Origin of the sequence: Peribacillus sp. NPDC060253 (assembly GCF_042727425.1) — a bacterium.
Taxonomy (GTDB): Bacteria; Bacillota; Bacilli; order Bacillales; family DSM-1321; genus Peribacillus.
In genome coordinates, this window is the sequence record NZ_JBHXAS010000125.1 from 1 (window position 1) to 13,488 (window position 13,488).

Below are 13,488 nucleotides of genomic sequence, written 5' to 3' on the forward strand. Positions count from 1 at the left end.
TTTTTATTCCGTTTAAAATTTTTATATTTTAAATGGTTTAATAAAATTTTTGTAGGGGTTTCGAAAAAGTTATCAAAAACGTGAAGGATAGTACTAAAATTCAGATCATTTATTTACGAATACCAGCGCTTTTTGAACGCGTTGTGATGAATAATCTGAACAACTGAAGAAACAAACAGAGTCAAAGGAATTAGAGGAAATGGAGGCCATGTTTTTTGAATTGTCCGGGCGGTACAAATCGCTGTTTAGCCAAAAAGAAAATATAGATAAGCCTCTTATAATTGAGAATCCAGCCGCATGTCGTGAATCATGGAACATATCACCGCGGCAATATCACGGCCATGTTGCGCCAAATGGGTTATGCCTCTACTTCGACGGATTATGGTCTTTATTTATTTTTAAAAGGAAAGTAACTAAAGATTAATGTTGATATTTCACCTGGAAATAGGACTATAAAATTGGTAGTCCTATTTGTGTATGCAATTATTCATTGTTATCTTTTTAGAAAAAATCTTGGAGATGGAAGGACTTCTTGTTCAGCTTCAAAATAAGCGAGTTTATTTGGTATGCAGGATATGATTGATGGCATCCCCATTCCAACAGCTTTTTCTAAGGCGGTTATTAAGGGGAGCACCTTACCATCAATATCTTCATCCCAGGATATTACATAACAAGAATCTTCAGCACCATTCTGTTTTAGTAACTTAGCTATATCTACTGGATCTGAATTAGGTTTTGGAATCTCAATGATATATTCTTCAAGAAGAGTTGTTCTGTAAGAATGACAAAGGCGACTTAAGGCATCCTTGCGTTTCTTGGCTGAAGACAATTCGAACAGAATTCTATCTTGGAGCCTTTTGGTGAAAAATGATTTTACAATTATTTTCTCCATTTCCTTATCCAAACTAATCCCCCTTTACAGTTTTTTAACTGGTAAATCTTAATAGTCCAAGCCTATAATAAGTAGCTTTATTTTATAATTAACCTCTCTTTAAAATCCCTCGAGATTTACGACAGTTAATTATACGTTTTTCGTTTTTAAGCTTTCTTTGATAAGAAAAAATCCTTCCAAATGAAGATTAATTTGTTGGGAACTATACCGTCCTATTCGTATGAACATCTAGCCAGTTTAGGCCTTTTATCATTTTTTGGTGGGGTTTTCCGTTGAAAATACTTGTACATGACATTTGTCATCTTCTAGTCATGACACCTGGTACTAATAATTTCAGGTTGCTTTCTGTATAATATGAAATAACGACAAATATAAGGAAGTGCAATTGACTTATGACCGTGCAAAATACGAAGAACTTGAGAAAACAAATTGCTCCTTTTGAACAATCAACGACAAAGGAAAGTATATGGCAGATCATCAATACCTTGGGGCCGTTCATTATTTTATGGTACCTAGCATATATAAGTCTTTCCGTTTCTTATTGGTTAACTTTAATTCCAGCTGTGTTGGCTGCTGGTTTCTTGACAAGGATATTCATTATTTTCCATGATTGTACACATCATTCATTTTTCAAAAGCCGCCGTGCGAATAGAGTAGTCGGTACGATCATGGGTGTTTTGACTTTATTCCCGTTTGATCAATGGGGACATGAGCATTCTGTGCATCACGCTACAAGCGGTAATTTGGATAAGCGGGGTACAGGAGATATTTGGACCCTAACGGTGGATGAATATTTGGCTGCACCGCTTAAACTTCGTTTTGCCTACCGTTTTTATCGCAATCCATTGGTGATGTTTGGTTTGGGACCAATTTATGTTTTCCTTCTTAAAAATAGATTTAACCGAAAAGGTGCTAGAAAAAAGGAAAAAATGAATACGTATTTGACGAATGCATTAATCGTTGCTTTAGTGGCATTGCTTTGCTTGGCAGTAGGCTGGCAGTCGTTCCTTCTGGTACAAGGTTCCATTTTCATGATTTCTGGTTCAGTGGGCATTTGGCTGTTTTACGTCCAGCACACATTTGAGGACTCTTATTTCGAGGAAAATGAGGAGTGGGAATATGTGTTAGCAGCAGTGGAAGGAAGTTCTTTTTATAAGCTCCCAAAACTGATGCAGTTTCTTACTGGTAATATCGGTTACCATCATGTTCACCATTTAAGTCCAAGGGTACCTAACTATAAACTGGAAAATGCACATAATCATACAGAGCCTTTAAAGAACGTACCAACGATTACTCTTGCTACAAGCTTACAGTCGCTCCGTTTCCGCTTGTGGGATGAGAAAAACAAGAATTTTGTTGGCTTTAAAGACATAAAGTATTTAACGAAAAAAAGTGTTTCCGTTCAAGTGAAATCTGAACTATAATTCTGCCATTCCAGACTCTCTTCATAATCCTAGGATTTGGGGGAGTCTTTGCTTCATATAAGCGACTCGATAAAGGAGAGAACTTAAAATGATTCGAATTGTCATTGCAGAGAATCAGGAAATGCTGTTAGAGGCAATTAGTTCTCTACTCAATCTTGAAGAAGATATAGAAATTGTCGGGAAAGCCAGTAATGGAGACGAAGCAATTGCTCTTATACATCGTTTACAGCCTGATGTTTGTATTATGGATATGGAGATGCCTGTAAGGAGCGGACTTGAGGCTGCTGAAGCTTTGAAGTCATTTGAGTATAAAGTAATCATTTTAACGACTTTTCGAAGGTCTGGTTATTTTCAGCGTGCTTTAAACGCTAATGTTAGCGGCTTTTTATTGAAGGATAGCCCAAGTGACGAGTTAGCCTGCTCGATTCGCGGCATAATGGATGGCAAGCGAATATACTCGCCCGAGCTTATTGATGATACTTCAAACAATAAACAACGGGAAATGGGAATGTTAGGTCTGTTAGCCGATGGTCAAACCACAATTGAACCATCTGATCAGCCAAGTAAAACGATTGGGACCGTAAGAAAATATTTTTCCACCATCAAGGAAAAAATGAAGTTACCAGCAGGTTAGGGATGAACATTCTTTATAGAAGTTCATCTATATGATGTTGACACGCTTTTTTAAATTGTGTACTATAAATTCAATTATATATTGAAAATTCTGTGATAAAGAGAGTAGTTCATTTTGAAATGGAAAGCGAGTTAGGGATGGTGTGAGCCTAATGCAGGACAAATGAATGAAGCGCACTTTGGAGAAATTTCTTGAAACGTTAAGTAGGGAACATCGGGGAGGCACCTCGTTAACAATGGAAAGTGGTCACAATTTGTGGCAACTAGAGTGGTACCACGGGAATCTATGCTCTCGTCTCTTATTAAGAGACGGGAGCTTTTTTTGTTTAGGAGGGAAATGACGATGAATAAACCAATTGCAGCATTAATATCAACTGCATTACACAATGAATTGCCAGCAAGTGAAATAGAAAAATTAATGGAAAAGCCAAAATTCACGGAATTAGGGGATGTAGCATTTCCATGCTTTACACTTGCAAAAAAACTAAGGAAATCACCTCAAGTGATTGCGACTGAAATAGCCCATCAATTAAACAGTAATTTGATTCAAGAAGTGAACGTAGTGGGCGGTTATGTAAATATCTTCGTCAATCAACAGAGGGTGACAGAAAATGTGCTGCAAACCATATTAAGTGAAAAGGATCAGTATGGTTCAAAGCAGCCTCTACAAGAGAATGTCGTGATTGACTATTCATCCCCGAATATTGCCAAGCCGTTTTCCATGGGGCACTTACGCTCAACAGTCATAGGGAATGCACTGGCTAACATCGCTGAAAAAAATGGCTACAATGCCGTGCGTATTAATCATTTAGGGGATTGGGGCACGCAATTTGGTAAATTGATTGTCGCTTATAAGCTGTGGGGAGATAAAGAGGCAATCGAAGCTTCCCCGATTCAAGAATTATTGAAAATTTATGTGAAGTTCCATGAAAGAGCAGAAACGGATGAATCGTTGAACGAGCAAGCAAGGGCTAGCTTTAAGTCGCTGGAAGATGGAGATGAAGAAGCACGCGCGCTATGGAAATGGTTCAGGGATGCGTCTCTAAAAGAATTTGAAACGATTTATGATTTATTAGGCATTCGTTTTGATTCCTATGCAGGTGAAGCGTATTACAATGACAAAATGGAAGCGGTTGTCGAGGAACTAAAAGAAAAGGGCTTACTTTCCTTATCTGAAGGAGCCTATGTTGTGGAAATGGAAGATATGCCTCCTTGTTTGATTACAAAAACGGACGGGGCGACACTGTATGCCACACGTGATTTAGCTGCAGCCATGTATCGTAAAAAACATTATGATGCGAAGAAGACATTTTATGTTGTAGGAAACGAACAATCACTGCACTTTAAACAGCTTTTTAATGTCATTGAGAAAATGCAGTATGATTGGTCAAAAGATTTACAACACGTAGCTTTTGGCATGATGTTAAAAGACGGTAAGAAAATGTCGACACGTAAAGGGAAAGTTGTGCTGCTTGCGGATGTATTGGCAGAGGCAATTGAAACAGCGAAGCGCAATATTGAAGAAAAAAATCACGCGCTTGAACAGAAAGAACTGGTTGCGAAGCAGGTCGGTGTCGGAGCGGTAATCTTCAATGATTTAAAAAATTATCGCATGAACGATATTGACTTTTCATTAGAGCAAATGATGAATTTTGAGGGGGAAACAGGTCCATATGTGCAGTACACCTTTGCACGAATTTCATCATTGCTTGAAAAAGGTGAATTTAAGGAACAGGCAATCCAATTTGATGCTTTAGGAGAGTATGCGTGGTCTGTCGTCCAACTGCTTGAGCAGTTCCCGATCATTGTTCAAAAATCATTTGAACAAGCAGATCCATCACAAATTGCGAAATTCAGCTTGCAGTTATCACGTGCATTCAATAAGTATTATGCACATACGAAAGTTTTAGTCGACGATGAGTGGAAACAAATGAAGCTTTCGTTCGCTTTTTGCGTAGCCATTGTATTAAAGGATGCGCTAAGGTTATTAGGAATTTCAGCGCCAAAGAAAATGTAAAGTTAACATGCCCGTGCATACCGAATAGGGGCGATAACGTTTATAAAACTGTATACAAAAATCACAATAAAGAATCCATTTTGATCTTCTTTTTTCAAAATGGATTCTTTTAATTCTATTGAAGCAATTTTTATTACAATGCAGCATTTTTAGATATTTTTAATCAATTCACTATTCGATGACATCAAACCATAAAGCGGATTTATCATCAATTTCACCGTTGTAATTGATCGTGATCTCCTCGCCGGCCTTTATATCTTCATGTGCATAAAAGTCTATTGTTACATCTTCTAAATTATTATCGAATGTCGCATTTGGAGTGTATGAATGATTGAATAGCGAGCCATTCCCTAAGGCAATGGCAGTATCCTCGTCCCCCCAATGAAAACAGTGATAAAAGAGTGATGTTTTCTTTAAATATTTCCATTCGCTTTTCGGTGAAAAGATTACAGGTGATGCCTCAATGAGCTCATCCTTTTTAATATCCCTTGTCGCATATATTCCCCTGCCATATTTCCCCGTATTTTTAATGCAGATTGGTGACACGGCCTCAATTGCTTTTTTCCAGTCCTGCTTGGCTTTCAGTTTTGTTTCATCTAGGTCACCAAGGTGCTTATTTAAGTAATCACTTCGTTTGCGAATGAATTCGAAGATGAATTCCGGCTCTTTGTCGAATAGATCAACCTTATTCTTTTTATATGGATCAAGAAGGATGTGTGGGCGTATGCCCTGGTGCAGTGATAATACTTTATTTTCCATATAATCCACGGTAAATGTGGTTTCCATTGTTTCAACCAAGAGGTCTTTGTAGAACTTACGGTATTCCGGAACCTTCAAAAGCAGATTATTAAGGTGATTTGTCTGTTTTCCTCCGATAGGGACATATGTGTGCTCCATGATCCCGCCACTGACTTTGCGTCCCCAAGTGGCATCGTAATCCCAAGGAATGACTTCAAACAACTTCGTTTCACTATTGCGATATAGTGCATAATTATGGGTAAAACCATCGTTATTCATGGTGCAGACGGCTCCCACCAGCCAGTGTAAGTATTTATGGATATCAAGATGCTGCGAGATTATTTCCGGAAATTTTGCAAGAGGGGTGGTATTGATTTTTTTGATCAATTCAATAAGGAATTCATCGTCGTCAGGTTTACCAAACGCCTGTTTATACCCTGACACAAGGGAGTCTTTAGGTTTCCCATCCCTTTCCAATGAAAAGTTGGCATGATTGTTGACTGCATAATAAATGGGGCCTGCAGGAAGCCCTCTTTTTTCTAAAAAAAACTCATCGACAGAATCCAATTGTAAATAAACGCCTTTACAAGAGCCATTTCGGTATAAATTGATATGTTGGCTATTAGGGGAAAGAACTCCAAGGTCCTGGAAGAAATCGAGTGAGAGTTTATTGCGGATGAGGGAAGGATCTCTGTATTCGGCATTGAGATGGATTTTATGGGCGTCAAAGAATCTTTCTGGCTCGATGAAATCAATCCAATAGGATCTTTTCCGGAATTTACGGGTATAAGAGCCCCGATAGGCAATATCGATATCAAAAATGTCGTTTTCCACTTTCAAATAGGCGGGAATGGGGTCATTACTCCATACGTCCGCACGTAAATCTTCTAGATCATCTTCTTCTATCGTTAAGAAATAAGATGGAATATGATAAGACATACACTCACCTTCCTTCCTTTCTTCTATAAGCTGTTTCATGGCAATCCAAAACGATTTTGAGCAGGGAATTGTTCGTTTGAAATTACATCAGTAATGAATAAAAAATTCAACTTGATCAATCGGAGAATGATCAAGTTGAACCATGTTAAGGTTTAACTATTTATCTTCTTCTTTTTTTCCCACTTCCAGTGGATGTACTTGAAGTAGAAGTAGTAGTAGAAGTTGAAGTTGAAGTGCTACCAGTGGATTTATGTCCAGTGGATTTACTGCCACTATGGCTGCGGCTACTACTGTGGCTGCCACTATGGCTTCCACTGCTGCTGCTGCCAGATGAGCCGCCTTTTCCTTTTTTCCCTTTCGGCATACGGACCCCTCCTTTAATAAGGTTAATTTCATGATATGCAGTATCGTACTTACTTGAGCGTCAGTTAATGACAAACGGGCTAAAAAAAATAGCGGAGAGTGATTTCGGAGGGGGGCCTGATGTCAAGAGGTTTATAGAATGGAGGAACGGAACGGAAGGAAAGCTCTTTTTCCTGCTTTTAAATCAAAAGGCAGGAATATGAATAAAATCGATTGACATTCATTGGTAATGTGTTAATATTTATAAAAATGGAACCGGTTCCAAAATTCGCGAATGGATGAATGAAATGGTAAAACGAGAAAATTCAAAAGTTACAATTTACGATGTCGCTAGAGAAGCGGGGGTTTCCAAGACTTCTGTTTCCCGCTATTTAGGGGGGAGATATAATGAACTCTCTGACAAAACACGTAAGAAAATCGAGTTGGCAATCAACCAAATGGAGTACCGTCCAAACACCATGGCCAGAGGGCTCAAAAGCAATAAGAGTTATTTGATTGGAATCATCGTGGCGGACATCAACAATCCATATACGACGGCCATCCTTCGGGGGGCTGAAGATATATGCAGCCAAAATGGTTATAATCTGATGATTTGCAACTCGGATAATAACCCGGAGAAGGAAAGAGGATATTTCGATATGCTTCTATCCCATCGAATCGACGGGCTTATCATTCATACGACTGGTGGAAATCACGACATGTTAAAACAGATGCAAGACCAAAAGACACCGATCATCCTGCTTGATCGGAAAGTGCCAAATCTTGAAATTGATACGGTAGGATTGGATAATATCCAGGCGAGTACACAAGCGGTCAATTATCTGGTTGGCCAAAATTATGAGAAAATTGCGTTTTTTAGCGAACCAGCAAGCAAGGTTAGCACGAGGTATGAACGGCGGCTATCCTTTCAGCAAACATTGATGAGCCACAGTCATCCGAGTTCAAAAGATGTGTATGAGGTAAATGTCGACGATTTACATGATGTCGAGTCAAAGCTCCAGCATTTTTTAGATGATTCTGAAGGTGTATCACGTGTGATATTGACTGCAAATAGCGTGGTGCTATTAAAGTTAATTTTACTTTTACAAGAAAAGAAATTGTCGGTTCCGGAAGATTTAGCGATGATGGGCTTTGATAATCCAGATTGGAGTGCCATTGTTTATTCGGGCATTACAACGATTGAACAGCCTACATACCAAATCGGGGTCGCCGCCATGGAAATGATCTTGCGCCGTATTAATGGACAAGTTTCCCCAGCCCAGACAATGGCGTATCAAGCGAAATTGAATGTAAGACAAACGACGCCTTATATACAGAAATAAGTCTTCTTAGCATGGAAGACTTTATTAATCACAAAAATGGTACCGGTACCATTTTTGTGAGAACACATTCATTAGGAGGAATAATATGAAAGTCTTTGTATGCATGAATTCAATACCGATGGAAAGGGTTCAAACGCTCGGACATCTTGAAATCATAAAAGCAATTGCAAACGCTGGAGCAGATGGAATCGAAATCAGAAAAGAGCTATTGACCCCGGATGATTCGTTAAAAGAATTGGGTACCCTCTGCAGGGAGCTTAACTTAGACATTTATTATTCCGCTCCTGAATTCCTGATCGGATCTAACCTTCAAATGAATGAACTAGGCTTTAAGCAATTGGTTAGGGAAGCTGATGAACTCGGGGCAAAATTGTTAAAGCTGCCTCTAGGACACTACGACTTCACGGAAACGGATATGACTCAAGTAAATGAGATCTTGGAGGAAAATCTGCAAAATGGTGAATTAAAGATCACGATCGAGAATGATCAAACGCTTGCCGGTGGAAACGTAAATACAATCGCTCATTTCCTGAGCCGTACCGAAAAGTTGGATATTCCGATAGAATTGACGTTTGATACGGGCAACTGGCTGTATACAGAAGAGGTACCGATGAAGGCAGCACAAGAGTTAGCGAGTTATGTAACCTATATTCATTTGAAGCAAGTAAAGAGGGTGAAAGGGGAATGGGTGACAAAGCCGGTATCTATGCCGCTTCTGCCTGAGGAATTGGAGTTATTGGAAAGGTTTAGTGATAATTGTCCAGTAGCGATTGAATTCCCAGTAACCTTGGAAAATATAGAAACCTATATTTCACTTTTGAAAATGGAGCAGGAGGTTAGCCATGAACGAGCTTAATGTATTGACGATGGGAGAGGCAATGGCGATGTTCATAGCGGATGAGCCAGGGAGCCTTGAAGACTGCTTACGTTATGAACGTTATGTGGCAGGGGCAGAAACCAATGTAGCCATTGGTCTGTCAAGGTTAGGAATCAGAACGGCATGGATGAGCAAGGTGGGAGATGATTCATTCGGGCGCATGATTTTGAAAACGCTAACAAACGAAGGCGTGGATGTATCCCATGTTTTAGTGGATGCGCTCAATCCAACAGGATTCCAGCTGAAATCGAAGGTCGACAAAGGGGATCCAGTTGTTGAATACTTCAGGAAGAATTCAAGCGCCAGTAAGATTTCCCTGGAGGATTTTCCGCTGGAGAGGCTCCCTATAACTCAGCACCTTCATTTAACGGGGATTCCACCAGCCATTTCCAGCAGTTTCAGAGAGTTGTCGTGGCAAGTCTTGAATCATATGAAACAAACAGGTGTAACCATATCATTCGATCCAAATCTGCGCCCCTCCCTTTGGTCGAATGAAAGGGAGATGATCAGCGTCATCAATCGGTTTGCAGAGGAGGCTGATTGGATGCTTCCTGGAATGCAGGAGGGTGAAATTCTTACGGGGTACAGGAACAAAGAGGATATTGCCAGCTACTATCTCGAACGGGGGGTTAAGCTTGTGGTGATTAAACTCGGGGAAGAAGGTGCATACTTTGCGACAGAAAATGAAAGGAAAGAAGTTCCGGGTTTTGCTGTCACGAAAGTAGTTGATACGGTAGGAGCAGGAGATGGGTTTGCTGTCGGAGTAATCAGTGCATTATTGGAAGGGTCTTCATATGAAGATGCTGTTGTACGGGGAAATGCGATAGGAGCAAAAGCCGTGATGTCTTCTGGAGATCATGAGGGACTTCCTAATAGGGAAGAGCTAGAACACTTTATGAAAAAAGGAGTGCTTCAATCATGAAAACCTCTCAATTACAGGTTGCCTCAAGAAAAAGGTGGATGAGATTAATCCCCTTAGTGTTCATCACATACAGTCTTGCCTATCTCGACCGTGCCAACTATGGGTTTGGCGTAGCGGGAGGGATGGGGGAAGACCTTAATATCACAGCAGGTGTTTCTTCCTTTCTGGCTGCCCTGTTTTTCCTTGGTTATTTCTTTTTCCAAGTTCCTGGAGCACATTATGCAGAAAAGAAAAGTGCAAAGATTCTTATCTTCTGGAGCCTGATTCTCTGGGGGGGGCTTGCTACATTGACAGGTATGGCAACAAGTGTGGCATGGCTCTATCCAATTCGCTTCTTGCTTGGCGTTGTTGAAAGCGCTGTTATGCCTGCGATGCTCGTTTTCCTTAGCCATTGGTTCCTAAAAGAAGAACGTTCCCGGGCCAACACTTTTTTGATTCTGGGGAATCCTGTTACTGTACTATGGATGTCGATCCTTTCCGGTTACTTATTGAAGGCATTCGATTGGAGATGGCTGTTCATCATTGAAGGGCTCCCAGCTGTCCTGTGGGCGTTCATTTGGTATAAGGTCGTGAATGATCGTCCCAAAGATGCCAAGTGGCTCACCGATCAAGAAAAGAAAGATATGGAAGCTGTCCTACAAGAGGAACAGAGAGCATTAAAACCTGTGAAAAATTACAGAGAAGCTTTTAAGTCAAAGCAAGTCATTTTGCTTAGCATCCAATACTTCATGTGGAGCATTGGGGTATATGGATTTGTCATGTGGCTGCCGTCGATCATTAAGCAGGCGTCAAATATGGATATTGTTGCAACGGGCTGGCTTTCTTCCGGACCTTACTTGTTAGCGGTCATTTCGATGCTGGCGTTATCCTATTTTTCGGATAAAACATTAAATCGGAAAACATTCGTTTGGACATCGCTGCTTGTTGGGGCAATCGCATTCATCGGCTCCTTCTTGATCGGTACATCGAATTTCTGGCTTTCATATGCGCTGTTGGTCATTGCTGGCGGTGCGATGTATGCCCCTTATGGACCTTTCTTTGCCATCATTCCAGAAATCCTTCCACGGAATGTGGCTGGCGGAGCAATGGCCCTGATTAATAGCATGGGGGCACTTGGTTCATTTGTAGGTGCCTATTTCGTCGGATATTTAAATGGATTGACTGGAGGGCCTGGCGCATCCTATGTTTTCATGGCGGGATCTTTATTGATTTCAGCGGTACTCACATTGATGGTTAAAAAGCCAGCGGTTACATCAGTCATGCAAGTGGAGGTGGTTTCGTCATGATAATCCAGCTGGCATTGGACCGAATGAAGATGGAAGAAGCCATTGAAATGGCCCGAACAGTGGAATCCTCGGTTGATTGGATTGAAGTGGGCACTTCCCTAATAAAAGAGTTCGGCATGAATAGCATTAAAGAAATGAGAAATCACTTTCCTAATAAAAAAATCGTTGCAGACATGAAGACGATGGACAATGCGGCTTACGAAATGGACCTTTGCTTTCAAGGCGGAGCAAATGTAGCCACGGTGATGGGGGCTGCAACTGATGTAACCATCCAAAAATGCCTGGAAAAAGCACGTGAATACAAAGGGAGAATCATGATTGACTTATTGAATGTTTCCGATTCCCGGCTTGAACAATTACGGTTTTACAATCAGGCGATATTCTGTGAGCATGTAAGCAAGGATAGCCAGGAGAACAAAGATCAAGTCATGATCAATATGAGAAATCATACTGGATTCATGCGAGCGGCAGCAGGGGGGATCACTCTTTCATCGTTGCCTGAAATGATCAGGAAGGGCACGGATGTCATTATAATTGGTTCGGCAATCACAAAAGCAAAAGATCCAGCAGAAGCTGCCCGTCTTTTTAAGGAAACGATGAATAGGGAGAAAGGTGTGAATGAAGTTTGAAAAAAGAAATCGCGGTTATTTTAGAGGAAGTGAACGGTGTATTTCACAAAATGGATGAAGGGGCAACGGACTTGCTCCTAAAGCATTTACAGTCTGAGACGAGGGTTTTCATTGTAGGTGAGGGAAGGTCGGGCTTCATGGCTAAAGCCTTTGCGATGCGATTGATGCATCTTGGTTTGAATGTTTATGTAGTCGGGGAAACGATTACTCCTTCAATAGCGAAAGGCGATTTAATCATAGCCATTAGCGGGAGCGGCTCGACGAAGAGTGTGATTTCGGTTGCGGAAAAAGGCAGGGAAATTGGATGCAGGGTGTTTTCCATCACTACGAATGATCAATCCGATTTAGCGCATGCTTCTCATGAGATCCTGTTGATTCCGGCAGCAACGAAAAATCGCTTGGGCCATGAAACGAAAAGCATCCAGCCGTTAAGCTCATTGTTTGATCAGTGCGTACATGTTTTGTGTGATTCAGTATGCTTGGATTATTCATTAACCCAGTCCATAAGCCATGAGCTGACTTATTCCAAGCATAGTAATGTAGAGTGAAATATAGGCGGGTTCTCTTCATTGAGTGCCCGCCTTTTTGCGCTTCATTAATCAATAAAAAAGAGCCCTTTATCCCGGTGAAATCGGGGATAAAGGGCATTTACCGCGGACATGTCAATGCATGCATGTCACATACTACAATAAATTAATAAGCCAAGCTGAATAGGGCTTTGATGTGTGATAAATAGCGAACATTACTTGCTTCTTTCATCAATGTAGCAGGAAGACCTTTTAGGGAAGTGTTATTAGCCCCAACGGTTGCCACTGCATCCTTACGGCCAAGGCTTGCAAGTGTACCTGAGTTTACAGGTGAAAATTCTTCAAGTTTTTTGCCTTCAAAGGCTGCATATAGGTTGTATCCAACAAGCTCACCCATTTGCCATGCGTTTTGGGCAGTTGGTGCGTATGGACGGCCGCCTTCTGGAGGGAAAGCAAGGGCACTATCACCGACAACGAATACGTCATTATGAGATTTCGATTGCAGGTGCTCATTAACGGCTGCTTTGCCGCGATCGACTTCAAGGCCGGATTCGCCAACGATAGGAAGGGCTGCAACTCCGCCTGTCCAAACAAGCGTATTGGCTGTGATCGTTTGTCCATCTTTCAATTCGATTTGATTACCTTTAACACCTGTTACAGGAAGGCCTGTCAAGAATTCAACGCCGCGTGCTTCCAAGCTTGTCATGGCACGTTCGATCAAGTGATCAGGCAGAACTGGAAGGATTTTTGGACCAGCTTCCACAAGCTTGATTTTCAAGTCCTTGAAATCCACTCCGAATTTTTTGGCGATTTTAGGGAAATGGTCCACAATTTCACCAATTAACTCGACGCCCGTCAATCCGCCGCCGCCGATTACGATGGTAGCGTCCGCTTCATTTTTAGTTTGTGCATATTCACG

General features: G+C 41.0%; 13 protein-coding genes, 2 pseudogenes and 1 other annotated feature. Of the genes and pseudogenes, 10 read left to right on the plus strand and 5 right to left on the minus strand.

What is annotated here, in order from left to right:
* Positions 1-154 precede the first annotated feature (154 nt).
* Positions 155-413, plus strand: a pseudogene (locus ACFWE9_RS22385) (DinB family protein); the annotation flags it as partial.
* An 80-nt stretch (positions 414-493) separates the two neighbouring features.
* Here the strand turns inward: ACFWE9_RS22385 and ACFWE9_RS22390 are convergent.
* Complete coding sequence (locus ACFWE9_RS22390; RefSeq protein ID WP_377358869.1) at positions 494-904, minus strand: hypothetical protein; 411 nt, start codon at positions 902-904, stop codon at positions 494-496.
* 380 nt (positions 905-1,284) lie between these two features.
* On the opposite strand from ACFWE9_RS22390, the gene desA reads away from it, so the two are divergent.
* The 3 genes from desA to argS all read left to right on the plus strand — a co-directional run bounded on the left by desA (position 1,285) and on the right by argS (position 4,966).
* The gene (gene desA / locus ACFWE9_RS22395) at positions 1,285-2,316 is read left to right on the plus strand and encodes a Delta(5) desaturase DesA (protein ID WP_377358871.1); all 1,032 of its coding nucleotides are present in this window, start codon (positions 1,285-1,287) and stop codon (positions 2,314-2,316) included.
* 88 nt (positions 2,317-2,404) lie between these two features.
* Positions 2,405-2,950 carry a response regulator gene (locus ACFWE9_RS22400; protein ID WP_377358873.1) on the plus strand — a complete coding sequence of 182 codons (546 nt, stop codon included), beginning with the start codon at positions 2,405-2,407 and terminating at the stop codon, positions 2,948-2,950.
* A gap of 83 nt (positions 2,951-3,033) precedes the next feature.
* Positions 3,034-3,252, plus strand: a binding site (T-box leader).
* Positions 3,253-3,286: 34 nt separating this feature from the next.
* Positions 3,287-4,966: an arginine--tRNA ligase gene (gene argS / locus ACFWE9_RS22405; RefSeq protein ID WP_377358875.1), complete on the plus strand. Its 1,680-nt coding sequence runs from the start codon at positions 3,287-3,289 to the stop codon at positions 4,964-4,966.
* Between the two features lie 171 nt (positions 4,967-5,137).
* On the opposite strand, the gene ACFWE9_RS22410 is transcribed toward argS, so the two are convergent.
* The 3 genes and pseudogenes from ACFWE9_RS22410 to ACFWE9_RS22420 form a co-directional block, all read right to left on the minus strand.
* Positions 5,138-5,512 carry an SET domain-containing protein gene (locus tag ACFWE9_RS22410; protein ID WP_230161559.1) on the minus strand — a complete coding sequence of 125 codons (375 nt, stop codon included), beginning with the start codon at positions 5,510-5,512 and terminating at the stop codon, positions 5,138-5,140.
* A gap of 51 nt (positions 5,513-5,563) precedes the next feature.
* Positions 5,564-6,643, minus strand: a pseudogene (locus ACFWE9_RS22415) (CotH kinase family protein); the annotation flags it as partial.
* A 156-nt stretch (positions 6,644-6,799) separates the two neighbouring features.
* Entirely contained in the window at positions 6,800-7,039 is a 240-nt protein-coding gene (locus tag ACFWE9_RS22420; protein WP_230161451.1) for a hypothetical protein, read from the minus strand.
* Positions 7,040-7,293: 254 nt separating this feature from the next.
* Here ACFWE9_RS22420 and ACFWE9_RS22425 point away from each other — a divergent pair, with 254 nt between their 5' ends.
* From ACFWE9_RS22425 to hxlB, 6 genes are all read left to right on the plus strand, one after another.
* Positions 7,294-8,328 (plus strand): LacI family DNA-binding transcriptional regulator, encoded by a 1,035-nt coding sequence (locus ACFWE9_RS22425; RefSeq protein WP_377358877.1) that lies wholly within the window; start codon positions 7,294-7,296, stop codon positions 8,326-8,328.
* Positions 8,329-8,413: 85 nt separating this feature from the next.
* A complete protein-coding gene (locus ACFWE9_RS22430; RefSeq protein WP_230161447.1) occupies positions 8,414-9,184 on the plus strand; it encodes a sugar phosphate isomerase/epimerase family protein in 771 nt (256 codons plus the stop codon).
* Entirely contained in the window at positions 9,171-10,127 is a 957-nt protein-coding gene (locus ACFWE9_RS22435; RefSeq protein ID WP_377358879.1) for a sugar kinase, read from the plus strand. Before ACFWE9_RS22430 ends, ACFWE9_RS22435 begins: the two co-directional genes overlap by 14 nt.
* On the plus strand, positions 10,124-11,413 hold the full coding sequence (locus ACFWE9_RS22440; protein WP_377358881.1) for an MFS transporter: 1,290 nt from the start codon (positions 10,124-10,126) through the stop codon (positions 11,411-11,413). Before ACFWE9_RS22435 ends, ACFWE9_RS22440 begins: the two co-directional genes overlap by 4 nt.
* Positions 11,410-12,042: a 3-hexulose-6-phosphate synthase gene (hxlA, locus tag ACFWE9_RS22445; RefSeq protein ID WP_230161440.1), complete on the plus strand. Its 633-nt coding sequence runs from the start codon at positions 11,410-11,412 to the stop codon at positions 12,040-12,042. Before ACFWE9_RS22440 ends, hxlA begins: the two co-directional genes overlap by 4 nt.
* Positions 12,039-12,590, plus strand: coding sequence for a 6-phospho-3-hexuloisomerase (hxlB, locus tag ACFWE9_RS22450; protein WP_230161438.1), 552 nt, complete (start codon positions 12,039-12,041; stop codon positions 12,588-12,590). Before hxlA ends, hxlB begins: the two co-directional genes overlap by 4 nt.
* A 145-nt stretch (positions 12,591-12,735) precedes the next feature.
* Here hxlB and ACFWE9_RS22455 read toward each other — a convergent pair.
* Positions 12,736-13,488: NAD(P)/FAD-dependent oxidoreductase (locus ACFWE9_RS22455; protein WP_377358884.1), on the minus strand; the 753-nt coding region annotated here is incomplete at its 5' end.